This window comes from Halobaculum sp. MBLA0143, from assembly GCF_041361465.1.
Classification (GTDB): Archaea; Halobacteriota; Halobacteria; order Halobacteriales; family Haloferacaceae; genus JAHENP01.
In genome coordinates, this window is record NZ_JBGKAC010000002.1 from 432489 (window position 1) to 456214 (window position 23726).

A 23726-nucleotide genomic window follows, 5' to 3' on the forward strand; every position below is an offset into this window, starting at 1 on the left:
GTGTCAGAAGACGGCAACGACCGGGACCGAGAGCCGACTCTCTCGTCGCCGGAGGTCGGTTCGTCTGTCGCTCCCGCCGCGATCGAGACTGCGCGGGCGTCGTCGCTCACGTTCCGGGGCTCGAACGGCGCGACAGAGCGTCCGCAGTCCGCGAGGTGGCGACACAGCCCGGCGGCGACGGTGCTCCTGCCGACGTGGGAGGCGGTGCCGGCGACGAGGCCGCAGCCTCGCGGCCGGAAATATTCGGTCGGGGTTACTTTCCGAGTCGGGTCCAACGCCGAACGTGACCTTCTCCATCTGTGCCCGTGTCCCCTCGTCGGCACACGACGTCGGTGACGGGGCGGCGTACGCCGTGGCGGTGACGACGGACGCCCCGGCCGTCGGTGCGTTCTGTCCGTTCGTGAGCAGCCGAGGCGTCGTCGCGACGCAGGCGTTCGTCAACGTGAGACTCGGTCGACGAGGGATCGCACTCCTCGACGACCTCGCGGTCGAGGACGCCCTCTCGGGACTGCTCGCGCGGGACGACCACGCCGAGAACAGACAGCTCCACGGCGTCGACGACGACGGCGTGTTCGGGTTCACCGGAGCGAACACGGACCCGTACTCGGACCACCGCCTGTACGAAGACGCCGGTGTGACGGTCGCCGGCAACATCCTCACCGGGGAGGCGACACTGACCGCGGCCGGCGAGACGTTTCTGGAGTCGGAGGGACGGATCGGCGAGCGACTGTTGGACGCGCTCGCGGCCGGTGTCGAAGCCGGTGGCGACGAACGTGGCCACACGTCCGCGGCGCTCCTGATCTGGGCGCCACAGACGACACCGTACCACGACCTCCGCGTCGACGAGCACGAGACACCGGTCGCGGAACTCCGACGAGTCAGGGCGGCCGCCGTCGAGGCCAGCGACGGGTTCAGCGAGGCGTCGAAACACCGGATCTTCGACTGACGGCCTCGCGGGCGAGTCAGTCCGAGGGGTCGGCCGGACGACTGGGGTCGACGCGGTGACAGGCGGCCGTCTCGTCTTCACCGTAGTCGACCGTCGTCGGGGCGTCGTCGACACACGGCGAGGGACAGAGGCCGCGGGCCAGTTCGAGCGCCTTGCGTCGGTCGCCGGCTGCGACGGCCACCGCGGCGTCCCGGATCGTCGAGCGCGCCGCCCGCGGCAGGTCGTCGAGGCTCCCCGGGACGGCCGTCTCCGCGAGCCGGTCCCCGACGGCCGAGTCGTCGGCCGCGTCGCCGTCGGCCGCCAGCCGCTCGCGGACCGCGTCGGGCTCCAGCTCTCCCTCCTCGATGCGGACTCGGAAGGTGAACGCCCGCCGGAACGACGCCTGGTCGCCCGGCCAGTCGTCGCCCGGGATCACCTCCGGACACCGCGTGTGGAACCGACAGCCGTCAGGTGGGTCGATGGGCGACGGCACGGTCCCACGGAGGACGACCCGGTCGGTCCGGGCAGACGGGTCGATCCGCGGGACCGCCGACAACAGCGACTTCGTGTACGGGTGACGCGGCGTCGAGAACAGCTCCTCGACGGGTGCCGTCTCGACGATCTCGCCGAGGTACATCACCGCGACCCGGTCGGCGACCTGGCGGACGACCGACAGGTCGTGGGTGACGAACAGGATCGACAGTCCGAGGTCCGCCTGTAGCTCCTGGAGGAGGTTGAGGATCTGCGCCTGGACGGAGACGTCCAGCGCCGAGACGGGCTCGTCGGCGACGATCAGCTCCGGGTCGACCGACAGCGCGCGGGCGATCCCGACGCGCTGTTGTTGGCCGCCGGAGAACTGTCCGGGGTACCGCGACGTGTGTTCCGGCTCGAGTCCGACGCGATCGAGGAGTTCCTCCGCCCGCCGTCGGCGGTCGGCCGCGGAGTCGCCGATGTCGTGGACGGCCATCGGGGCCGTGACGATCTCGCCGACGGTCTGGCGAGGGTTCAGCGACGCGAGCGGGTCCTGGAACACCATCTGGAGCTTCCGTCGGTACGGTCGCATCGACCTGTCGTCGAGTCCGGTGACGTCCTCGCCACGGTACCGGATCGTCCCGTCTGTCGGCGTCTCGAGGTTCAACAGCGTCTTGCCGAGCGTCGACTTCCCGCAGCCGGACTCGCCGACGACGGCGAGCGTCTCCCCCTCCCAGACCGTCAGGTCCACGCCGTCGACGGCCCGGACCGTCCCGCCGGCCCCGAGGAGCCTGTCGACGATCCCGTCCGACTGGTCGAAGTGCTTCCGCAGGCTCTCCGCGGCCAGCACGGGGTCGCCGCTGGCGTCCGACGAGTCGGCAGTCTCGGACACCGTCTCCCGGCCCGCGTCGTCTCCCGTCGGCCGCCGGTCGCGTTCGGGCGTGTCGGAGCTCACGGGAGATCACTCTCCCCCCGGCGCAGACACGCCGCCTCGTGGTCGTCCGTCTCTCCCACCGACCGGAACGACGGGTCGACCTCGAAACAGTCGCGCTCCGCCTCCGGACACCGCGGCGCGAAGTGGCACGCGTACGGCACGTCGATCAGGTCCGGCACGTTCCCTTCGATCGGTCGGAGCTCCCGGTCCGGGTCGTCGATCTGTGGCGTGCTGGCGATGAGTCCCTGCGTGTACGGGTGCTGTGGGTTGTCGAACAGCTCGCGCGTCTCGGCACGCTCTACGATCTCGCCGGCGTACATCACGTTCACCCGGTCGCACGTCTCCGCGACGACGGCGAGGTCGTGGGTGATCAGCAGGATCGACGTGTCGAAGACGTCCTTCAGCCCCTCTAGCTCCTCCAGTATCTGCGCCTGCGTGGTCACGTCGAGCGCGGTCGTCGGCTCGTCGGCGACGAGCAGGTCCGGTTCGCACGACAGCGCCATGGCGATCATCGCGCGCTGTCGCATCCCGCCGGAGAACTCGTGTGGGTAGTCCACCGCCCGCGCGTCGGGCTCGGGGATCTCGACGGCCTCCAGCATCTCGACGGCACGACGCCACGCCTCGCCGTTCTTCGCGGCGCCGACCAGCTTGCGCTTCAGCTCTGCCGGCAGCGAGACCGACTCGCCGACATCCTGGTGGAGTCGGACGGACTCGGCGATCTGCTCCCCGACGGTGAGCGTCGGGTTCAGGCTGCTCATCGGGTCCTGGAACACCATCGAGAGCCGGCCACCGCGGAGCTGTTGGCGGCGGCCTGCGGACATCTCCGACAGTGACTCGCCTCGGAACCGGATCTCGCCGTCGACTACCTCTCCCGGTTCCTCGACGATCCCGGCCACGCTCTCGGCGAGCACCGACTTCCCGGAGCCGGACTCCCCGACGAGTCCGACGATCTCGCCCGCTTCGATCGTGAGGTCGACTCCGTCGACGGCGGTCACGGTCCCCCGCTCGGTCGGGAACTCGGTCCGGAGGTTCTCGACGTCGAGGACGGTGTCGCTCGTCCGTCCGTCGTCGGCAGCGTCCGTGGTCCCCACGTCAGTTCACCTCACGTTCGGAGATGTCGAACGCGTCGCGCAGTCCGTCACCGACGGTGTTGAACGCGAGGACGGTGAGCATGATCGCCAGCCCGGGCATCACGGAGATCCACCAGGCCTGCGAGATGAACTGCCGACCGTCGGAGATGAGCAGCCCCCAGGTCGGGGTCGTCGGCTTCACACCGAGGCCCAGGAACGAGAGACCCGCCTCGGCGAGGATGGCCAGCGGGATCATCAGCGTCGCCTGGACGATCAGCGGTGCCACGGCGTTCGGGAGCATCTCCCTGAACATGATCCGGGCGTCGCTCATCCCGACCGCACGCGCGGCGACGATGTACTCCTCCTCCCGGATCGAAAGCACCTCGCCGCGGATGATCCGCGCGAAGTCGTCGATGAACGCGATCCCGATGGCGAGAACGACGTTCACCAGCCCGAGCCCGCCCAGGACGGCGATGATCCCGACGCCGAGGATGATCTCCGGGAAGGCCCACTGGAAGTCGACGTACCGCATGATGACGCTGTCGACCCACCCGCCGTAGAACCCGGCGAGCATCCCGAGTGTCGTCCCGACGACGAACGCGAGTGCGACGGTGGCGAGAGCGACGAGCAACGACACCCGGGCGCCGTAGACGATCCGCGTCAGCATGTCGTGTCCGAACGAGTCCGTGCCCAAGTAGTGGGTCGCCGTCTCCACCTGTCCGTCGTCGTCGAAGTCGCCGGTCGACTCGCTCATCGGCTCTTTCATGAACCCGAACGTCTGCTCGGGTCCGTACGGCGCGACGAACGGCGCGAACACGGAGACGAGGACGAGCGAGGTGACCACGACCGCCCCCGCGAGCGCGAGCTTGTTGCCGAGTAGGGCCGAGGCGATCCGCTCGCCGACCGAGTCGTGCTCGGTGACTGCCGTCTCCGTCTCGTACTCCGGCGGGACCTCGCCGGCGCCGAACTCCCCGCGGTGCCGTGCGTACTCCGGGTGGTCGCCCGTCTCACCCCCGTCGGTTCCGACCGTCGTCTCGGACCCTCCGGCGGCCTCCGACGTCCGAGGGGCGTCGTCGGTCGCGTCTGCAGCCGGGTCGTCTCTCGTCACGATTCGTCACCTCCGTACCCCACCCGCGGGTCGATCGCGGTGTAGGTGATGTCGACGATCAGGTTCATGAACACGAAGATCCCGGAGACGAGCAGGATGGCCACCTGCGTCACCGGGTAGTCGCGCTCGAGGATCGAGTTGACCAACAGCCGACCGACCCCCTTCACACCGAAGACGATCTCGACGGTGACGGTCCCGCCCAGCACCAGCGCGAGCTGGATCCCGGCGATGGTGACGACCGGCATGAGCGCGTTCTGCAGCGCGTGCTTGTACAGCCGGACGGAGCTCCCGACACCCTTCGCCCGAGCCGTCCGCATGTACTGTGCGTTCAGCGTCTCGATCAGCGACGACCGCATCATCCGGGTGACGCCGGCGGCGTACGGGAGCCCGACGGCGACGCCGGGCAGCACGATACTCTCGAGCCACGGGAGGATCCCGTCGGACAGCGGGGTGTACCCAACCGTCGGGAACCACCCGAGCCAGACGCCGAAGACGATCGCCAGGAGGATCCCGACGAAGAACGCCGGCATCGAGACCCCCAGGAACGCGGCGACCGTCGCCGCGTAGTCGGCCGGCTCGTTGCGGCGTGTCGCGCCGACGACGCCCGCCGGGATCGCGACGAGCAGCCCCAGCGCGACGCCGAAGGCGGCGATCGACAGCGTCTTCGGGAACGCCTGCGCGACGAGGGTACCCACCTGCTCGCCCGAGGTGATGCTCGTGCCGAAGTCGCCGACCAACAGGTCAGTCATCCAGTCGGCGTACTGGACCGGGAGCGGCTGGTCGAGGCCGAGCTCCGTCGTGAGCGCCTCGACGGCCTCGGGGGTCGCCTCTTGGCCGAGCATCGCGCGGACGGGGCCACTCGGGACGGCACGCAGCCCGAAGAAGACCGTCGTCGCCACTAGCCACATCACGAAGAGGGCGTGCCCGACACGCTTCGTCAGGTACCGCCACATGCGCTACTCCTGGAGGAAGACGCTGTGGAAGTTCCGGAGCCCGGGAGTGTGGGTGAACCCGCCGACCTCGCTGCGGATCCCCGCGACGTCGTCCTCGTGAGAGAGGTACGCGTGCGGCACGTCCTCGATGAGCTTGTCCTCGAGGTCGTGGAGGAGCTGCATCCGCTGCTCGCGGTCGGTCGTCCGGCGCTGCTCTGCGAGCATCTCGTGGACCTCCTCGCTCTGGTAGTTCACCCAGTTCCACACGCCCCCATCGTCCGGGAGCCGGTAGAAGTTCCACAGCCCCTGCTCTGGGTCCGGGTCGACGACGCTCCCGGAGACGGTCACGTCGTAGTCGAGATCCGCGTACCGGTCCCAGTACGTCGAGGACGTGACCTGGTCGATCTCCACGTCGAACCCCGCCTCGGTGAGCTGTTGTCTGATCGCCTTCGCCTGCCGGAGGTTCCCGGAGTTGGCCAGGATGGCGAAGCTGGCGCCGTCGGCGCCCCCGTCCTGGATGAGCTGCTTGCCCTCCTCCGGGGCGTACGCCTGGTCCTGTGGCTTGTCTTCCCGCCAGGCCCAATTGGTACCCTTCGAGATCACGCCGACATCGGCCAGTGCGTTGCCGAAGAACGCGGTCTCGACGAACCGCTCGCTGTCGATGCTCTTGGCGATCCCGCGTCTGACCTGCTTGGAGCCGAACGGCTCCCGGTTCTGGTTCATGGCGACACCCAGCCAGTTGATCCCGGGCGCTCTGCTGGCGGACGTGGAGCCGTCCTGATCGACCTGATCGAGGTTCTGGAGCGGCACCAGGTTGGTGAACTGGACGTCGCCGGCCCGCAGCGCGTTCACGAGCGACGCCGGCTCGCTGATCGGCTGGACGTCGATCCCGTCGAGGTACGGGAGCTGCACGCCTTCCTCGTCCGTCTCGAAGTAGTCGTCGTGGGCGTCCAGCGTGATACTCGACCCGACCTGGTGTTCGGTCACCTGGAACGGACCGGTTCCGACGGGCGTGACGGAGTACTGGTCGGCGCCCATCTCCTCGATGGCGTCCCGGCTCACGACGGTCGCGGCGCGACCCGGACCGCGAGTGAGGTACACGAGCAACACCGCGTTCGGCTCCGTCAGGTTCAGCCGGACCTCGTAGTCGCCCAACACCTCGACACCCCCCTCGTCGAGCGGCTGGAGTGTGCTCAGCTTCGGGGCTGCCGGCGCTTCCTCCTCGATCGTCCGGCGGATCGTGTACTCCACGTCCTCGGCCGAGAACTCGGCCCCGTTGTGGAACGTGACGTCGTCGCGGAGCTGGAACGTGTACTGCGTCCCGTCGTCGGAGACCGTCCAGTCTTCCGCGAGGTCGCCGACGATGCTCAGGTCGTCGTCCAGCGTCGTCAGCCCGTTGAACACGTTCGACGCCAGCTGGAAGTACTGCCCGACACTGATGTACGGCGGGTCGAGCTCCTCGATCGAGCCGGTGAACCACGCCGCTTGGAGCCGACCGCCGGTCTTGCTCTCCGGGCTCGGTGTGGACTCTCCCTCGGCTTCACTGTCGTCGGTCGACGTACCGGTCTCCCCAGAGCCACTGCCGCCACTGCCGCCGGCACAGCCCGCCAGACCGCCCATCCCGGCGGCTCCCAGGAGCCCGACGGCGGTCCGTCTGCTCACCCGGGGTCCACTCAGGTCCTCACTGTCGAAGTTGTCGTCCGCTGTTATGTCGTCTGTTACAACATACCACGCAGGGGTGAACCTTACACCAAATTATTTTGGGTTGGGCCCCATCGTCCCGACCACGGTGACTGGAGACGACACGAGCTCGGAGGAGCTCGACGAGACGCCGACACAGATGCGGCAGGCGACGCTCCGGGTCCGTCACCACGGGGAACCGGAGTCGGACGTCTCGGCGGCGTTCCCGCGCGTGACGCTCCGATCGGTCTCGTCGATGACCGGCAGTGGGAGTCGACGGAAGCGGATCATCGAACTCAGTGGCGACCCGAGCAGAGTCGCGTCGTTCCTCGAGGAGTTCCGCCGGGCCGACCCGATTGTCTCTGCCGAGCCGTTGTCTCCGTTGTCGCGCAACAGCGTGTACGTGGTCTTCGTCTACGACGTGACAGCGTGGGACAGCATCACGGAGTCGCTCACGGAGCTGGGGGTCCACTACAAGGCCGGGACGACGATCAACGCCGGCTGGGAGCGCTGGGTGGTCTACCTGGAGGACCCAGAGGAGTTGTCGCGGGTGATGGACCACCTCCGGGCGGGAGGAAACGACGTGGAGCTGATGTCGAACGTCGAGATGAGCGAGCTCTCGGCGCCCGACCAGCTGCACGCAGACCAGATACTCGGCGAGCTGACGACCCGTCAGCGCGACGCGCTCGTGGCCGCGATCGGTGTCGGTTACTACGAACACGACGGGGACGGCGCGATCACGGACGTCGCCGACGAGCTCGGCGTCGCGGAGACGACCGCGTGGGAACACCTCTCGCGTGCAGAGGGGAAGCTGATGCGACACATCGGACGCTACCTCAACCGGTGACTCACTCCGGATTCGAGTCGTCGTGTGGTGTCACGGCTCCGGGTCGTGCCCGTCGCCCGTGCGCCGCACCGGCCCCTCTCGACGTAACTCTCCTACCTCCGCGGCACCACGTTCGACCGTGGGCGTCTCCATCCCGGCCGAGCCGACGGTGTACGTCGAACGGCACGCCAGCGGCGCGAGCTGTGCCTGGGAGGCGGCCGGGCTCGAACAGTTCCTGACGGCCGTCGGTGACGCCGCGGGCGCTGCCGACCCGACGGTGACCGTCGACGCGCGGTCCGTCGCCGGTCGGCAGCCGCTCCCGGTCTCCGCCGTCGACCCGGCCGACACCACGTACGTCCGCTTCGAGCCGCCCGCTGGCTGGCGGCTAGCGTGGGAGCGCCGGACGACGCCCGTCGTCACCTTGGACGGTACCGTGTCGCCGAAGCGCTGCCGCCGACTCCACCGCGCGACGACCGCAGACGCAGCCTGGCCCCCGACAGCACAGACCCGTCTCGTGGAGCTGCTCGGCGAGGAGTGACCCGTCACTCGTCGCGTGGTGTGCTCTCAGCACGACGACGAGCGCCCGGTGTACACGTTCGTCGTCGGCGAGAGTGGTGTTCGGGACGGAGTAGTCACGGGGGAGGTTGGACAGCGCCGTCGCCGAGCACACGAGAGCACACTCGGAGGTCTTTGCGACGATCCGGACTCGACGACCGCGCGTCGACGGAGACGAGATCGGTCGAACTGGGGGTGACCCTGTCACTCCCAGACGGTGTCGTAGCCGGTCTCACGACACCGTCGGTCGTGAGGATTGCAGTCTCTCCCCTCCGGTCTACTCCCGGTCGGCGGGTCGTTCCCGGACGACAATTTGCTCTGGTAGTCACCACTCCCGTCCAGCCAGGCACACTCTGGATCGGTCGATCGCCCGTTCCCGTGCTCCCCCACGGGGAACTGGCTGCAGTCTGTGAGGAACGCAGCCGGCAAACTGTGCTCGGTGCCTGGCCCGTCAACCGTGAGTGGGGTCGACGGCAGCGAACAGCGCCATCTCGCCGTCGCGTGGGGCAGGCGGTAGCGACGAGTTCTGGTCTTCCGTCCACGACCGTCGCCCGAACGCCGCCGGTCTCTCCGGCTCGAACACCGTCTGACACGAACCCCGGCCGTCCGTGAACACGAGCGAGACGGTGTGGACGCTGCCGGAGGCGTCGGTAGGTTCCGGGCGAGAGGTCGGTAGCGAAGAGAGCTCTGTATCGGACCACCCGGCACGAGAACGACTCCCGGCCAGAAGAGGGGCAGGCGTCGATGGACGACCTCGAGATCGATCTCGATGCGGCCACCCGGGCTGTCGTCGTCGGGACACAGGTCGGCGGTGCGAAGAACCCGGTTGTCGGGTCCGGATCCGTCGGTAAGTGCTGAACGGCTGCTGCCCCAGTGGCCACCGCGGATCAGTCGTCGGAGGTCCACCCGCGGGCGCGCTGCCGCAGTCCGTCGGGAACGACCGACGGCAACCGGTTCTCCCGGCCAGACTCCGTGCTGGTCGACGCCTGGGACGACTGTGGCTCCTCTGCCGGCTCGCTAGTCGACGCCGTCGTCTCTGTGGGCGTCGACGTGACGGGTCCTCTACCGGCACCGGACGTGGCGACGACGACCCTGACCCCAGTCTCGTAGCCCTCGTCGAGTCGGACCGTCCACCCGTGGAGCTGTGCCAACACCCGGACTTTCGGGAGTGCGAGTCCCGCACGACTGTTCGGGACGGCCGCGTCGAGGTCGAAGTAGTCGTCGGGGTTGGTCTCGTCGCCCACGGGGTCGCCGTCGTCGGTGAAGGTGACGGCGTCGCCGTCCACGCCGACCGCGAGCGAGTCCGCACCGTTCGCCGCCGCGAACTCGGCGGCGCTCGTCACCATGTGAACGAGCCGCGACCGACTCCCTTCGACTGTCTCGTCGGCCGCCACGAGCAACGACACGTCGGTATCTGTCGCCGTCCGTGCCTCGACCACCACGGACTCCAACGACAGTCGCGAGGTCCCGTCGAGTGTCGTCCCGTACTGTGTCAGCGAGACGAAGTCTTCGATGATATCGACAGCGCGGTCGCCGGCGTCGTTGACCGTCTCCAGCGCGTCCTCGGCACTGTCCGTGTCGCCGTCCGTGACAGCCCGTTCGGTCTCACGGATCCACCCCTGGAGAATGTTCAGTTGATTCAACAGCTCGTGTCGTAGCCCCGCAGAGATGCTCTCCAACTGCTGATTGTGACGGTCGAGCTCGCGCCGTCGGCGCTCCGCTCCGGTGACATCTGTGAGGTGGATCACACGGCTGTCGCTGGGGCCGGCGTGTGAGGCCTGCGTCTCCGTCACCAGATAGTACCCCGCTCCCTCGCCGGCGTCTCGTTCGACGATCGCGGTCTCCGTGTCGAGTGCGGCTGCGATGTCCGGAAACGCTGCAGTCAGACTGTCACCACACCGCCGTCGAATCTCCGGATACACCACCTCTGCGTGGTCGTTGTAGTCTCTGAGTCGGTCGTTGGCGTCGAAGTACAACAACGGCTTCTGTGTCGTGTCCGACGCCTGCACCACGAAGAAGCGGTCGCGGAAGACGAACAGCGCACCGACGGCGAACACCGCGACACCGATCGGCTCGTAGTTCATCTCGATGAACACGTCCGTCGTGTAGCCGAGCAGGTCTAGTCCGACCGGCGCGGCGGTCAACACGGACAGTCCAGCCAACGGTAGCGTGTCGTAGTCCGCCTCGGTGAACGCCTCGAACAGCATGAAGAAGCCGATACCGGCGGCGACGTAGGAGGCACCCGTGATCACCCAGTGGGAGACACCGTGTGTGGTCGCGTAGTGTGCGAACGGCTCCGTCGTCCAGGTGATGTCGAAGTACGACCCGTGCAACGGGTTGGTCAGCTTCAGCCCGACGATCAGGAGGAACGAGACGACTGCGACCTGTCGCCAGACGCGGCTGCGGTGGAGCGTCCGACCGGTGAACGCAGAGGCGAAGTAGAGCCACGCGTAGATCGAACTGAGCCCGACGACGAGACTGGCGACGTAGCTCAGATACGCGACCTGGTACGTCGGTGCGACCAGAAACAGCGTCTGGAGTAACGCCCACCCGCCGCTCCCCACGAGCAGTCCGAGCAACCCAGTTCGCGTCTCGGCGTCTTCCACGCGAAGTGCGCGGCCGGTCCCGACCGCGCAACCGACCGTGGCGAGGAGGTACACGAGGACGTACACACCGATGTTGTCGACGAGACTTATCATTGCCATTATCAAGGGCCTGAACCACATAAAATCCTCGAAACGGGGTGTGCCGGCGACCCGGTAGAACTGCCGCTCGGACGGGTCGCCGAACACGAGTCCGTGTCGCTCTGCGAGACACTCGAGAGGGGAGTCGAGTCGACCGAGACGGACACCTCCTCCGTGGTGCTGCCGAGGTCGTCGCTCGTCTCCGCGGGCCCCTCGTAGACCGTCCCCATCTCCTCGAACTCCGCGGGCGGCTCGCGGACGGTGGGGTCCACCGTGAGGTCGCCGTCGGCGAGTCTGTGGAGACTGTCGCTCACGTCCGCCAGCAGTGGGGTCTGGTACGTCTCCAGGGTCGGCCCTCCCCGCCTCCCGCCGCCGCTCGGTGACGTCGCGGCCGAGTTCCAGGACACCGACCGACTCTCCGGCGGCGTCGTACGGTGGAGTGGTGGTCCACTCACTCGGCACGTCCCGCCCGCGCCCGGTCGTGATCGTCTCCTCGACTCGCTGCACGCCCGCCTCGGTGTCGAGCACCTGGTCGACGGAGTCCGTCGAGGGGCTGTCGCCGTCGAGGAGTGCCCCCGCAGGCTCCCCGGTCACCTCTCGGGCCGTCGCGTCGAACAGCGGGCACGCCTGGTCGTCGAGGTTCGTCACCCGCCCGACAGTGTCCGTGACGAGGTGAGTGCCGAGGCACGCGGTCACTGCGTGTCGCCCGAGAACCGGTCGCTCGGCACTTGGAGCGTGAACTCGACGGTGTCGTCCCCGTCGTCCTCGACACGCACGTTCACGTCGTCGTCGACGGGGGCGTCCAGCGGGGCGGCCTCGCCGTACCAGAGGACGACTGTCGCGCCCCCGTCGCGGAACTCCACGCTGGCGGCCCGAAGGTCGGAGACGTACTGCGTCCGGCTGTGCGAGGCGGCCGGCGCCGACACCTCTCGTACGAGCCCGAGCGAGACTAGCCGGTCCAGCCGGCGGTACACCGTCGATCGCGACACGTCCGTCGTGTCGACGACGCGGCCGACACCGATCGGGCTGCCGTCCGCCTCCGCGAGTGCCGCCCGCGACACCTCGTCGCCGAGCACGCTCAGGATCTCCGACACCGTCTCCGGGTCACTCTCCTGCCGCCGCTCGAACCGTCGGCCGTCACCTGCGTCACCACTCGGCGTGTCGCTCATGTGGGTACCACGCCACCCCTCGACTTGGTTATTCCTCGGCTAAGCTGGGTTTCGCCGGCCTACCGACCGTTCTGTTCGAGCTCGGGCGACTCGCCGACACTCCCGTCGTCTCCCTCCACCGACTCCGTCGTCTCGTCGGTAGTCGCGCCCGGCGAGGTGTCCCAGACCCTCGACAGCCGGTCGCGGAGCCGTGTCGGCGTGTGGCGGTCGACTGACTCCGACAGGGTCATGCACAGGAGCATCACACCGCCGCCGATTGCCCAGCCGGCCGCCGTCGTCGGGGCGAGGAGCGTCCCCGCCAGCACCGCGACACCGACGACCCCGGCGGCGGCGTGGGTGGCCGTCGACAGTCGGTCGTCGTCGTCGCCGTCCACCCGCCGCATACACGTCTGGAGCCGCATCGCCGCCGGATGTCTGACCACGTCACCCCGGCTCTGGTCGTACTCGATCACGCCGAACTCCGCGAGTTTCGGGAGGTGACCCTGATAGAGGCTGATGTACACGCGTTTCCGGTCCGACGAGGACAACAGCTCCGGGGTGGTGTCGTTCTCTTCGGCAGCGATCCGGTCTGCGAGGTCCGACAGCGTCGTCTCTGGCGTCTCTTCGAGGTGGCGGAGCACCGCGCGACGCCGAGGGTTCTTCAGCAGCGTGAACGCCGCACCCCTGTCGAGGCTCTCCGTCTCACCTCCGTGCTGTACTCCCGGCTGCCCGTTCTGCAGTGTGTCTGGTCCGTTCATGTGTCCCAACCGCCCAGTGGTGACGCTCCCCCGTGTGGCGTTGCCGTCGCCCCCTGTACACTCGGCGATCCGTCCACCGCCCTCGCGTCGGTATACGGAACGTAACCACGTTGTCGTCCATGCTAAGTTGTGACATGATAAAGCTACGCCTCGGCCGTAGCCAACGGGACTCGTATTTATGATCCTTCCAGTCGGTGGGACACGCCGAGCGGGCGCGTGTCGGCCGCTGCCGCGACGACGGGCGAATGCTGGCGGTCACCGCCCCCAGAGCGAGCCGGTCCGGCAGCGTCCGGCCACCCGACGGACACTGACGAACAGTCGGACGGCGACGGCGACGGCCAGTGCGGCGCCGGCGACGCCGGCGGCCACGGGCCACCCGGCCCCCGTCGCCGCCGCGGTGCCGACGGTCAGCCAGACGACGACCGCGACGGCGCCGTACACGACCTCCCAACGTGGTCGCCCGGCGAGCCCGACGACACGGAGGAGGAGTCGCGTCTCGGGGCTGTTCTGCAGCCTGAGGGTTCGTCGGTCACGTTCGTGGGCGACGGCGCCGAACTCGACCAACTGCGGGACGTGCGTCTGGTAGAGCGCGGTGTAAGCGCTCTCGACTTGTGCGTCCGTGGGGCAGTCCGGGTCGTCCGTCGAGGTGTCGTCGCGGCAGTGCTCCATCACTGCGACGCGGCGCGCCGCAGTGTCGATCGACACCTCGCCGTTCTCGCACAACACCCGGAGTAGTCGCCGGCGCCGGGCGTTGCTGGCCAACCCGAACACGGTGTCGGCTCGCTCGGCGTCCATGTCGTACCGACGAGACGTACGTGGACCACTCGTTTCGTTAACTGGGGTGTACTCGGCGTCGGCCACACGGCCGGCGGACGCGACTCGCAGAACGGGTTCCTAACGCTCGGTGACGTGGCCGCGGACGCCGAGAGCGGCCACGGTGTCGGGACACCGACGCAGACTACGGCAGCGAGTGGTGGGGCGGCTCGACGCCGACGGTGTCGGCGTCGACGGTGACGTGACAGTCCTCGTAGTCGAACTCGACGGTCAGTTCGGGCGTGTCACGGGTCTCGAACAGTCGATCTAGCGTGTCCGTGTCGACCACGGTCTCCAACGGAGTGAGGTCGTCGGCCGTCGTGCCGAGAGCGTCTGCGACCGCGGTAGCGACCTGTGTCGTCACAGACTGGCCGTCGACGTTCCGCCGGACGAACCCGGACGACCGGCTGTCGTCGGTTGGGGTGTCACTCGACTCTGTCATAACTCTGTATTCTCTCTTAGACCGACACTGGGAGTAAACGGTTCTAATTCTTGTGTTCTCGCTCGTCTATCGTCACGACCGCGCTGCCGTGTGTCACTCCTAGTCGTCTCTGGACGGACTGTCGGTCGCCGTCTCGCGACGGCTCGTCGTCGCCGGCGGACTGTCTGCACGCCCCGAGAAGAACCGCATCAACGTAGGTCGTCTCGTGGTCACGCTCCGCTCGGTGAGATCAGTGCGAGTGACAGATCTGCTCAGGAGTGATCCCGTGACCGTGACACCGAGTACGCCGGCCGCCGAGGCCGCCAGTCGGCTCCACGAGGCGACCCGCGACTGTCTCGTCGTGGTCGACGACGGGGAGCCAGTCGGGCTGCTGGCCCGACGTGACTTCGCGCTCGACGGCGCGACGGCAACGCGGTCGCCCAGCGGCCGCCCGGTCGGTGAACTCCTGCCGACGACCCACGCGACAGTGACGACGGACTGTAGCGTCACGCGGCTGTGCACAGAGCTCCGTGCGGTCGACGCCCGCCACGCCGTGGTCGTCGACGACGACGGGCTTGCCGGCGTCGCCTCGCTGGACGATCTGCTCGTCGCGCTCGTCCGTCGCCACGAGGCCGTCGCCCCGGGGACGGGGGGTCGGGGCGACTGATCGTCCGCGTGACTCGGGCCGCTCTCGACGACCCCGTGGCGCCGGCTCGTCTTCGGCCACGAACGAGCCACCGCCCGGGCGAGCGTGAGGCGACCCGGGGGCGACGCGACTGTCGACGACGGACGCGAGCGGCGCGGTCGCTTCGAACTCGTGAGTGTCCGTGAGTGTCCGTGAGTGTCCGTGAGTATCGTGAGTATCGCGTCCGCCGTCCGGGTTCGTGGGAGTGCGGCGCGACCGCCTCGGTCGGTCGCACTACGACTCTCACGACGCGAACCGGGTCCGTACCGTCTGCCCGACTGTGAGTACGACTGTCGGAGCCGACTCCCGTGGAGGCATGGGGGGGTCCGGGTGGTCGGCGCCGACGGTCACGTGTGTCTCCGCCCCGGCTTAGTTATCCGCCGGCTACGACGTTCCGACCGGTCGGGAGCTGGGGGGTTCGTGTGTCACTACCGACCGGATTCGTCGACCCGGTCGCAGCCACGACACCGTCGTCTTGCCCCCGAGCTCTCACACTCCTCGTCGTCACAACAGTCTCGAAGCCCACCCGAGCGAGTTCCCGGCGGAAACCCACTGTGGATCGACACTTCGGCGACCACACGGACGGAGACTGCGCGGCGAGCGCCGAGAGCGTGTTCCGGGTACTGGCACGCGTTCGCCGGCGGTCCCTGTCGGTCGTCGTCCGGGCGGCCGGTGGCCCGTCGACCGAGGCAGTCGCCTGGCGGGTCCAGGACGCGACCGACGACTCTCCGGCGACGACTCGCCGGCAGTCAGCCGGGGTCGCTCCCGTCCGACCCGTTCTCGCCGCCCGTCGCGTCCGTCTCCGGCGACGACTCTCCTTCTCCCTCCGGATCCCGATCCGAGAGGAGTCCCTGTGCGAGCAGTCGTCGGGTGACGACGACCAGCCCGTTGCGGAAGCCGCGGCCGAACACGGCGTGTTCGTCGCTGCCGTCGCGGTCGACGGTGCTGACGAGGATGTTCTCCCGGTCGACCAACAGCAGTCGTCCGACCGCGACGTGATCGTCCGTGGTCGCGTCCAGCCAGTCGAGCTCGGAGACGAACGTCGTCGCCGTCGGCACGGTCTCGTGGAGCCGGTCCGTCAGCGACTCGTCGACCCCGCCCAACACCACGTCCACCTCGTCGTCGCAGTCGGCGAGCGTCTCGACGAGCGCGTCCGTCGGGACCGACTCGTGGCCGACGACGAGGACGACCTCCTCGTCGGCGTCGGCGACGAGCTCTGCCGTTCGACTCTCGACGGCGGCCGGGCTGGACAGTGCCCACACCTCCTGTGGGGTGCTGTCGTCGCCGTCGTCGTCCACGGGTTCGAGACTCGCCAGCGCGTCTGCGAGCCGGTCGACCCGTTGGTCGTACTGGTCCCGGAGAGTGGTGGTCGCCTCCGACAACGGCACCGCGCGGAACCGCTTGGGACTGGAGTGTTGCACCTCGACCAGTCCCTGTGCCTCCAGCACGCGGATTGCGTCGTACACCCGTGTCCGAGGCACGTCCGTTATCTCGCTCAGCTGTTTCGCCGTCCCGCTCGACAACCGCGTGAGGCCGACGAAACACTTTGCCTCGTACTCCCGCAGTCCGAGCTGCTGGAGCACTTCTCCTGCTGTCTCCGCGTCGTTCCTGCTCATTGTCCCAACCTGCAACCCGCAAGCGACGGGTCGGTACGGCTACACTCCACAGAATAAAATAGTCGTCGTCTGTCTAGACGTGGAACCGCCGAGTCGGGCCCGGCTCGGTCGTTGTCACTCGGAGCACGACAGTTCGCGCCGGGAGCTGCTCGTGGCCGTAGGCCGACGGTAACCAGTAGTCACTCGTTCACTCGGTTAATCACAAAATGCTTTTTACCCGTCACACTGTACGGTGGTTCGGTACGCAGTAGGAATTGTGTCCCAACCGCAACCCGACGCGTACCAGCCGGCCACCCCGTGGCCGGTTCGAGACGGCACGTCCGGCGGGGGTTCGACACGGAGCGACGGCACCGAACCGGGGGGTCCCACCGCCGGAGAACGGTAGTGAGTCGACAGAGGAGCGAGTACCTCGCCGAGCGGAGAGTGCCGAAGCGTCGCCGACGGACGTGAGCGACGCCGCCGAGGTGCCCCGAACGCGGGTGTACGACGCCGCCGCCGCGCTACGGGAGCGGGGGCTCGCCGAGCGAGAACGGGCGTCACCGACGGAGTTCCACCCCGTCTCGGCCGAGACGGCGACCAGACGGGCCCAACGGGAGCCGAACGACCCGACGGTGGAACTGTCGACGGCGCTCGGGGCGCTAGAGCCGGGTCGACGAGATTCTCGGGGCGCTGTGAGCGGCCGCCGACCGCGGCGTCGCCGTCGGGTTCACCGCGCTGTCCCCGGCCACCGAACGCCGCGTGAGAGAGATCGTTCCCGGTGCCGAGCCGTTCGAGTCGCCGTGGACCGACGACGGCACCCCCGCCGGGCGACTGCCGGCCGTCGCCGACCGACGCACCCTCGTGAGTGTGCTCCCGACAGACGACGGGTCCCTCCCCACCGTCCGTGACGGCGACCCGAATCGCGCACTCCTCGTCTGTGCAGTTCGCCAGGTCGTCGCCGGTGAGGGTCCCCTCGCCGACCGCAGTGTCGCCGCCGTCGCGCCCGGTCCCTACCGAGAGATCCGGCCGACTTCACCGTCGTGTCCGGAACGCGTCGTCGCCCCACGGCCGGAAGTCGACGTCGAACGTCCAGACGTCTCGGTCCTGTTCGACGAGTCGGAGGAACTCCGCGGCGACCTCGTCGGGGTCGGCGCGTTTCTCGTCGGGGACGCTCTCGTCGACGGTGTCGCTGTCGACCCAGCCGTCGACGAACACGTGAACGACGTGGACGCCTTCGGGCGCGAGTTGTCTCGCCATCTTCCGTGCGATCCACTTCACGAAGTCGCCGGTGTTGAGGATCACCGTCCCGCCGTCGTCCAACAGGTCTGGAAGTAGTTCGTCGACCACGACCACGAACCCGTAGCCGACCGTGTCGAGCGTCGTCCGCACCGAGGCGGGGTCGTCGTCCAACGGCCCGCTCCAGTTCGGAGCGGGCGTGTTGTGGACGTACACGTCGACGGGCCCGAACGCCTCGTGGACGGTCTCGACACCCGCTCGTACTGCCTCGGGGTCGGTCACGTCGACACTGACGGCGACGGCGTCACCGGGTGTCTCTGCCCGCAACTCCGCCGCCAGTTCCTCGACGAACGACTCACTGCGGGCCCACAGCACGACCCGATCACCCTCGCGTGCGAACCGTCTGGCGACCGACTCACCGATCGTCGGACCGACACCGCCGATCACGACAGTGCGTGTCACGCGTCTCTCGACGGGTGGGGACTACTCCACGGTTGTGCGGTCGCGGGAGTCGGTGCACAACCGACGGGGTACCGACACGGACACACCACGCGCCCACGGCTGTACTCGGCCTCTTACCGGGGGTCGATGCAGTTGGAGTCGGTGTCGGGTGCGGACCGAGAGTCGAGGTGATCGCGTGGTGTCCGGTGGAGGTGGGGAGACGGACGAAGAGTCCGCGGAGCGTTCCTCGGACGAGTCTCAGAACTCCTCGAACCCGGGGGTGGCAGTCGTCAGGTCGCGGTCGGCTGGCACGACGGGGACGACCCGCGTGGTGCGCACGTCCGCGAGCGTCTCGCGGACGACCCCGACCCGCGAGCGGCGTCTCTCGGCGCGGTAGCTGGGGGGCGGTAGGCACGTCCTGCCGTCTTCCACGACGTTCCACGGCGTCGTGCCTCGGGCTGTGGTAACGGGTCCTGAACGTTACGACGAGTTGAACTAGCACCGAGCCGTAGACGGTGGAATGTCGAATCCGAGGGAAGGACCACTGCCAGCCGGTAGGCGACCCCGTCTCCTCGACTCGGAACCCACACCGCAGTAGGGGTCGTCGGGAGTCGTCACTCGACGTCGTGGTCGAGGACCTCCACGTCGTACAGTCCGGTCCAGCGGTAGCGACGACCCTGCCAGCCGAACTCCGCTCGCGTGAGCCCGTAGACGAGCATGGGAAGCGTCAGGATGTACGCCGGGACAGTGAGCAGGAACGTCCACCGCTCGAGACCGAAGTAGGCGTACGCGAGGCCGGCGACGGCCGTCACGAGCGGGACCGTCACGAACGGAACCAGGAGCGTCCCGACCAGGACGGCGAGCTGTGTCGACACGCCGAAAGCCAGTCCACCGGGGTCGAGGTACAGTGCCGTTCGCGTCCAACGAACCTGGCGATCGAGCGTCTCCCCGAGCGTGCCCGAGACTGGCATCTGGCGGACGAGACTCGGGACAGACTCGACGCCTTCGACGCGTCGTGTGAGCAGAGCGTCGTCGCTGACCGTCCGCCCGAGATCCGCGACGTACTCGTCCAGGTCGATCGCCTCCCGGTGGAACGCCATCGTCCCGCCCCACGCAGTCGTGTCCAGAAGCGTCGTCAGTGCCGCACCGATCGCGCCCGGTCCCTCCAGGGGCTTCAGTAACGGACCGTCGCTGACCGGGACGGGGGCGGTCGAGACGACGTGGTCGGGCGGAGCGTCGGCGAGGTGACGCAGAACCCGCGAGAGCCACTCTGGACCGTGCTCGAAGTCGGCGTCCGTGCAGACGATGTACTCACCCGTCGCTCGCTCGAGGCCTGCAGCGAGTGCGTTACACTTCGCAGAACACCCCTGCGGCTCGCCGGCGACGACCACCTCCGCCGGCGTTCCCGCTGCGCTCTCGACCACTGGATCGTCCGGGCCGTCACACGCGAGGATGAACTCGTCGTCACGTGCGACCTGCTCGGTCAGTTCGTCGCAGGCCACCGTCCACCGCTGGGTCGGGAGTACGACGCTCACGCTCTCGTCGACCGTAGTCGAGTCCGACATCTCCTGACGTTCGTCGTCGACTGCGGCCGGATAAGTATCTCGCCGTTGTCACGTATCGCGGGCGACCGAGCGCCAGACACGATTCTCTGGTGCTCGGTCCCTCCTCGAGAGTGCGTGGACAGAGAGCCGGCCTCTCGACAACGGGGGTCACGGGTACGACGACGCCGACGGTATCGACGCCGAGCTCGAACGACCGGTCGTCGCGGCGGCGGAGGGCAGTTCCGAGTGCCGGTGGGCGACGACCGACACTGTTCCAGACTCTGCGATGGCACGGTCGCACGGTCGACCACCGAACGGCACGACGGACGTGAGACGTCGACTCTCGTCGACGACGTCGGGACGGTGGTCGAGGGGGGTTGGAGGAGAACAGAGCCGACGCCCGAGTAGCGACGCACTCGTCGGGGAGGGTCACCGACGACGACACTGGGGAGACAACCCGTTCGTAACACGAACGAGCGAGGGACGGTGTCGTGACGAACGTGCCTTCACACCATCTAGTACCACTCCATCATAATTCTTGGCCGGCTCTGAATCAGATCACACAACCAAGACAGAGTCAAATAGAAAGATTCCGTGTACTCTGCTGACATCTCGTATGGTAGACGATACACAGACGACAGAGACCGAGAGAGAGCACGCGGACGGCGGCCAACAGGGGGGTCGAGCGGACGACCACCCGAACGGGGAGGCGGCCGTCTCACGCCGACGGGCGCTCGCGGGCGTCGGGGTAGCCGGCTTCGCCGGTCTGTCGACCGTCTCGTCGGTCGTCACCGCGGACCACGGCGAACAGGGGACCGAGACTACGGGGTCGGTGAGTGTGATCCCGAACCCGGGCTTCATCACGAACGCACGGGGGGAAGCACCGCCGTTCGACGACGACACACCGTTGTTCGATCCGGTACCGGTGTCGATCCCACTCGACCGAATTCTCGACGGCGACGAGGAGTACGACTCGACGTTGTTCCGCTCGCTCAACGACGGCAAACAACAGGTCGTCAGACCGCCCAGTGACTACAGTCGAGGCGACGGCTACGACCAGTCCTGGGTACCAGTCACCTGGGGGGAGTACAGTGCCGTGAGTGGCGAGATCGCGGTCGGCGAGACGTACGGTGGCGCTGGGACGGACATCCACGTGTCCGTCGAGAACGGGCTACCGAACGGGCGCTACACCGTCTGGGTGGTGAAGTTCGCGTCACTCCGGGAGGAGAGCGACCTCGGCCCGAACGACCCGTTCGTCACGCCGGAGGGGAACGGACTCGTCGGCTTCCAGAACTTGGGGCGAAAGTTCGGCGGTCCCGGCGACGCCGAGAACGTCTTCACCCTGGACGCAGACGGCAGCGGGACACTCCGCGCGGTGAACGAGGGCGCCGAACTGACCGGGATCCCCGGGTTCGACGAACCGGGGTACCCGTTCGTCGGCGAGACCGCCGACTACGAACAGAGTGACGACCAGCTAACACGCGTCGCACCAGACGTGCGGGCGGAAGACGAGATCCACTTCGTCGGTGCGTTCCACTACGACGACCACACCTGGGGGAACTACCCCGGGCCGTGGCACGTGAACCACTTCGACGTTCGGTTCCAGTTCTAGTCGCCACGCGAGCGCTGCCGGCGGCCTCCAGACCTCTCTATCCTGCCGGCGGGCGACGTCGCGTCGACGACGAGTCCGTCTGCCAGGTCACGATCCGGTCTCCCGATCCTCGGCGGGGGTCTGGACCTCCTCCGCGAGACCTCGGGTCTCCTCGGCGAAGCTCCGGACCCCCTCGGCGGCCACCACGAACCGTCTGTGGGGTCGTCACCGTCGCCGCCGTGGCGTCTCAGCGTAGCGCCGGCGGTACCACGTTCAGGCCGACGACGACGGCCACGAGGAAGCCGAGCGTAATCAGTGCGGCGAGGCCGACGAGCACCATCGCCAGTCTCGCTTGACCACGAGGATCCCGGGTCACGGTCGTACCAACGGACGCGAGTGAGTCGGACTGTCGTCACCAGCAGGCTCTGCCGGTGTCGGCTGCGGCCGTCGTTGGCCGTCCCCCGACATCGAGCGTCCACCGGAGAACGGCGTTCCCAACGAGTACAGAGTCGTCCGTTCCGAGCGTGGTGGCGACAGCGACACGTACTCCTTCACTGTCCCTCACGACGAGCCGTCGTACTGTCCGTAGTGGGTCAGGCCGTCGACGGGGACGTGACGAGCGTCGTGCCGGGCGACGAGGAGGCGACGAGTCTCTCGGACGGCGGGAACCTACGAGCGTCGCCGTCCCGCTCGACGCCGATCACGACGACCTCGTGACTGTCGTCGAGCAGCTGGCCGGCGAGGTCGAACGACTCCGCGAGGAGGACGAGGAGTTACGCGAGGAGTTGGCCGACGAACGAGACCGGACAGCTCGGGGACTGGCCCGAGTTCGGAGTCGAGTGACGGAACTGGGGGACTCCGACGAGAGCGACCCTGTGAAACCCGACTCCGACGACTCGACCCTCTGACGGGTCCGGAACCGGGTCGCAGGAGCCGACTACGGCGCCAGTGCTCCCCAGGCGCGAGCGACTGCACTACGTGTTCGTCGCCGCATCGCTGGTCGGGACCGTGTGGCTGCTCTGGTACCGGAACCTGCTCGTTCTGCCGCGAGGAACGACGATTCGACCCTCCCAGACCGGACGCGCCGCCTACTCTGGTCGAGTGGTGTATCGACTGAGACTCTCCGACAGGCTCAACTGCGTGGTGTAAAGTACGCTTTACTGTAAAGCGTGGTTGACACCACGTGTGCCACATCATGACCGATCGAACGTCACGCCCGGTTCGGGTCTGCTCCGCGACCGGTCTGGTAGGTGAGTTCACATGAGTACACTCGGTATCGCCGTCGTCGTGGCCTCCACGGCGGTCATCACCGTCGGGCTCTACCTCGGTCGGCGCGTCGACACGGCCGAACCGCTCGTCGATGCCCCGAGGTGGGTCCGCATCGCCGCTGGCGCGCTCGCACTGGGTGGCCCGTGGCTGGTGGAGTCGGCCGTCGTGGTCCCCGGTTTGGGTGACCCCGTCGCGGCCGTCGTGACACTGACGAGTACCATCGCACTCTGGCTGGTCGCCGACCGGGTAGTCGGCATCGCCGACCGGGATGGTGCGAGTGCCTGCTGACGCCGCCGAGCCCTCCGGTGACGACTGGCTAGCCACACGGACCCGCTATCGGCGGCTCTCGCTCGGGTCGCTGGTGGGGGGCGCCGCCGGCTTCCTCTTTATCAGTACCGTCGGGCCACCGCTAGCAGCTGTCGGTGTCTTCTGGCTGGGATGTGTCGGCTTCTTCGCAGTCCGACGGGTGGCCCCGATGACGCTGTTCGACGAGCGTGACCGAGCGTTAGAACACCGTGCCAGCTACGATACACTCCGGGTGGTCGGAGCTGTACTCGTCGTCGTCACGCCAGTGTCCCCCGTCCTAGAGGAGAACGGTTGGCTGACCGTCCCTCCAGTTGCCGATGGAGTGTTGTTGGGCATCGCCGCTACCTTCGGCGTCTTCGGAGTCGCGTACGTCGTCCGGCGATACAGATGAAGAACGACATCCGCGAACGTCGGGAAGCCGCCGGACTCAGCCAGGGGGACCTCGCCGCCGCAGTGGAGGTCTCTCGACAGACGATCAACGCTCTCGAGCGGGACCGATACGACCCTTCGATCGAACTAGCGTTCAAACTCGCACGGTTCTTCGACTGCCACATCGGGCAGCTGTTCACCCCCGATCTCGACTGGGATCCCCCCGAGTAACGAGCAGTTGCTCGCAATTTTCTAGGATAGAGAAGAGGGATTCTCCTTCGACCTCCGAGCTCTCATCCTCTACCGGTGCGCGACTGATCTCGCCGACGTCTACAGCCCGTGGCCTGTGCGGGTTTCCGACTCTC

Annotated in this window: 26 protein-coding genes and 2 pseudogenes; 11 read left to right on the forward strand and 17 right to left on the reverse strand. The window is 68.0% G+C overall.

The window, feature by feature from the left end:
* Nucleotides 1–68 precede the first annotated feature (68 nt).
* A pseudogene (locus RYH79_RS17355) lies at nt 69–275 on the reverse strand (nucleotide-binding protein); the annotation flags it as partial.
* A gap of 8 nt (nt 276–283) precedes the next feature.
* Here RYH79_RS17355 and RYH79_RS17360 point away from each other — a divergent pair.
* Nucleotides 284–946: a DUF1028 domain-containing protein gene (locus RYH79_RS17360; protein ID WP_370901665.1), complete on the forward strand. Its 663-nt coding sequence runs from the start codon at nt 284–286 to the stop codon at nt 944–946.
* A 16-nt stretch (nt 947–962) separates the two neighbouring features.
* Here the strand turns inward: RYH79_RS17360 and RYH79_RS17365 are convergent, their stop codons facing one another.
* Genes RYH79_RS17365 through RYH79_RS17385 form a run of 5 tightly spaced genes read right to left on the reverse strand, consistent with a single transcriptional unit; the run spans nt 963 to nt 7102 of the window.
* Nucleotides 963–2351, reverse strand: a complete 1389-nt coding sequence (locus RYH79_RS17365) for an ABC transporter ATP-binding protein (protein ID WP_370901666.1) — start codon at nt 2349–2351, stop codon at nt 963–965.
* Nucleotides 2348–3421, reverse strand: coding sequence for an ABC transporter ATP-binding protein (locus RYH79_RS17370; RefSeq protein WP_370901667.1), 1074 nt, complete (start codon nt 3419–3421; stop codon nt 2348–2350). Before RYH79_RS17370 ends, RYH79_RS17365 begins: the two co-directional genes overlap by 4 nt.
* A gap of 1 nt (nt 3422) precedes the next feature.
* Nucleotides 3423–4508: an ABC transporter permease gene (locus tag RYH79_RS17375; RefSeq protein ID WP_370901668.1), complete on the reverse strand. Its 1086-nt coding sequence runs from the start codon at nt 4506–4508 to the stop codon at nt 3423–3425.
* Complete coding sequence (locus RYH79_RS17380; RefSeq protein ID WP_370901669.1) at nt 4505–5461, reverse strand: ABC transporter permease; 957 nt, start codon at nt 5459–5461, stop codon at nt 4505–4507. Before RYH79_RS17380 ends, RYH79_RS17375 begins: the two co-directional genes overlap by 4 nt.
* 3 nt (nt 5462–5464) lie before the next feature.
* On the reverse strand, nt 5465–7102 hold the full coding sequence (locus RYH79_RS17385) for an ABC transporter substrate-binding protein (RefSeq protein ID WP_370901670.1): 1638 nt from the start codon (nt 7100–7102) through the stop codon (nt 5465–5467).
* A 127-nt stretch (nt 7103–7229) separates the two neighbouring features.
* On the opposite strand from RYH79_RS17385, the gene RYH79_RS17390 reads away from it, so the two are divergent.
* The gene (locus RYH79_RS17390) at nt 7230–7967 is read left to right on the forward strand and encodes a helix-turn-helix domain-containing protein (RefSeq protein ID WP_370901671.1); all 738 of its coding nucleotides are present in this window, start codon (nt 7230–7232) and stop codon (nt 7965–7967) included.
* A 118-nt stretch (nt 7968–8085) separates the two neighbouring features.
* Complete coding sequence (locus RYH79_RS17395; protein WP_370901672.1) at nt 8086–8484, forward strand: hypothetical protein; 399 nt, start codon at nt 8086–8088, stop codon at nt 8482–8484.
* Nucleotides 8485–9388: 904 nt separating this feature from the next.
* Here RYH79_RS17395 and RYH79_RS17400 read toward each other — a convergent pair.
* The 7 genes and pseudogenes from RYH79_RS17400 to RYH79_RS17430 form a co-directional block, all read right to left on the reverse strand.
* On the reverse strand, nt 9389–11200 hold the full coding sequence (locus RYH79_RS17400; RefSeq protein WP_370901805.1) for a sensor histidine kinase: 1812 nt from the start codon (nt 11198–11200) through the stop codon (nt 9389–9391).
* An 8-nt stretch (nt 11201–11208) separates the two neighbouring features.
* Complete coding sequence (locus RYH79_RS17405; protein ID WP_370901808.1) at nt 11209–11640, reverse strand: hypothetical protein; 432 nt, start codon at nt 11638–11640, stop codon at nt 11209–11211.
* Nucleotides 11612–11881 (reverse strand): annotated as a pseudogene (locus RYH79_RS17410) (hypothetical protein); the annotation flags it as partial. The pseudogene RYH79_RS17410 and the gene RYH79_RS17405, both read right to left, overlap by 29 nt.
* The gene (locus RYH79_RS17415) at nt 11878–12354 is read right to left on the reverse strand and encodes a helix-turn-helix domain-containing protein (RefSeq protein ID WP_370901673.1); all 477 of its coding nucleotides are present in this window, start codon (nt 12352–12354) and stop codon (nt 11878–11880) included. The gene RYH79_RS17415 and the pseudogene RYH79_RS17410, both read right to left, overlap by 4 nt.
* 59 nt (nt 12355–12413) lie before the next feature.
* Nucleotides 12414–13091 (reverse strand): DUF7344 domain-containing protein, encoded by a 678-nt coding sequence (locus tag RYH79_RS17420; RefSeq protein ID WP_370901674.1) that lies wholly within the window; start codon nt 13089–13091, stop codon nt 12414–12416.
* A gap of 255 nt (nt 13092–13346) precedes the next feature.
* The gene (locus tag RYH79_RS17425) at nt 13347–13886 is read right to left on the reverse strand and encodes a DUF7344 domain-containing protein (RefSeq protein ID WP_370901675.1); all 540 of its coding nucleotides are present in this window, start codon (nt 13884–13886) and stop codon (nt 13347–13349) included.
* Between the two features lie 163 nt (nt 13887–14049).
* Entirely contained in the window at nt 14050–14346 is a 297-nt protein-coding gene (locus RYH79_RS17430; protein WP_370901676.1) for a HalOD1 output domain-containing protein, read from the reverse strand.
* Nucleotides 14347–14584: 238 nt separating this feature from the next.
* On the opposite strand from RYH79_RS17430, the gene RYH79_RS17435 reads away from it, so the two are divergent.
* The gene (locus RYH79_RS17435) at nt 14585–14992 is read left to right on the forward strand and encodes a CBS domain-containing protein (RefSeq protein WP_370901677.1); all 408 of its coding nucleotides are present in this window, start codon (nt 14585–14587) and stop codon (nt 14990–14992) included.
* A gap of 767 nt (nt 14993–15759) precedes the next feature.
* Here RYH79_RS17435 and RYH79_RS17440 read toward each other — a convergent pair.
* Nucleotides 15760–16626, reverse strand: a complete 867-nt coding sequence (locus RYH79_RS17440; protein WP_370901678.1) for a TrmB family transcriptional regulator — start codon at nt 16624–16626, stop codon at nt 15760–15762.
* Nucleotides 16627–16880: 254 nt separating this feature from the next.
* Between RYH79_RS17440 and RYH79_RS17445 the strand changes: the two genes are divergently transcribed.
* Nucleotides 16881–17513 (forward strand): helix-turn-helix domain-containing protein, encoded by a 633-nt coding sequence (locus RYH79_RS17445; RefSeq protein ID WP_370901679.1) that lies wholly within the window; start codon nt 16881–16883, stop codon nt 17511–17513.
* 124 nt (nt 17514–17637) lie between these two features.
* Here the strand turns inward: RYH79_RS17445 and RYH79_RS17450 are convergent, their stop codons facing one another.
* From RYH79_RS17450 to RYH79_RS17460, 3 genes are all read right to left on the reverse strand, one after another.
* Nucleotides 17638–18303 (reverse strand): SDR family NAD(P)-dependent oxidoreductase, encoded by a 666-nt coding sequence (locus RYH79_RS17450; RefSeq protein ID WP_370901680.1) that lies wholly within the window; start codon nt 18301–18303, stop codon nt 17638–17640.
* Between the two features lie 237 nt (nt 18304–18540).
* Nucleotides 18541–18714 carry a hypothetical protein gene (locus RYH79_RS17455; protein WP_370901681.1) on the reverse strand — a complete coding sequence of 58 codons (174 nt, stop codon included), beginning with the start codon at nt 18712–18714 and terminating at the stop codon, nt 18541–18543.
* Between the two features lie 182 nt (nt 18715–18896).
* Nucleotides 18897–19847 carry a glycosyltransferase family 2 protein gene (locus RYH79_RS17460; protein WP_370901682.1) on the reverse strand — a complete coding sequence of 317 codons (951 nt, stop codon included), beginning with the start codon at nt 19845–19847 and terminating at the stop codon, nt 18897–18899.
* A 595-nt stretch (nt 19848–20442) separates the two neighbouring features.
* On the opposite strand from RYH79_RS17460, the gene RYH79_RS17465 reads away from it, so the two are divergent.
* From RYH79_RS17465 to RYH79_RS17490, 6 genes are all read left to right on the forward strand, one after another.
* The gene (locus tag RYH79_RS17465) at nt 20443–21438 is read left to right on the forward strand and encodes a hypothetical protein (RefSeq protein ID WP_370901683.1); all 996 of its coding nucleotides are present in this window, start codon (nt 20443–20445) and stop codon (nt 21436–21438) included.
* A 567-nt stretch (nt 21439–22005) separates the two neighbouring features.
* Nucleotides 22006–22134 (forward strand): hypothetical protein, encoded by a 129-nt coding sequence (locus RYH79_RS17470; RefSeq protein ID WP_370901684.1) that lies wholly within the window; start codon nt 22006–22008, stop codon nt 22132–22134.
* Nucleotides 22131–22325: a hypothetical protein gene (locus RYH79_RS17475; protein ID WP_370901685.1), complete on the forward strand. Its 195-nt coding sequence runs from the start codon at nt 22131–22133 to the stop codon at nt 22323–22325. The genes RYH79_RS17470 and RYH79_RS17475 overlap by 4 nt, the downstream gene beginning before the upstream one ends.
* A gap of 352 nt (nt 22326–22677) precedes the next feature.
* The gene (locus tag RYH79_RS17480; protein ID WP_370901686.1) at nt 22678–22974 is read left to right on the forward strand and encodes a hypothetical protein; all 297 of its coding nucleotides are present in this window, start codon (nt 22678–22680) and stop codon (nt 22972–22974) included.
* Nucleotides 22964–23383, forward strand: a complete 420-nt coding sequence (locus RYH79_RS17485; protein WP_370901687.1) for a DUF2178 domain-containing protein — start codon at nt 22964–22966, stop codon at nt 23381–23383. The genes RYH79_RS17480 and RYH79_RS17485 overlap by 11 nt, the downstream gene beginning before the upstream one ends.
* On the forward strand, nt 23380–23592 hold the full coding sequence (locus RYH79_RS17490) for a helix-turn-helix transcriptional regulator (RefSeq protein WP_370901688.1): 213 nt from the start codon (nt 23380–23382) through the stop codon (nt 23590–23592). Before RYH79_RS17485 ends, RYH79_RS17490 begins: the two co-directional genes overlap by 4 nt.
* The last annotated feature ends 134 nt before the right edge of the window (nt 23593–23726 follow it).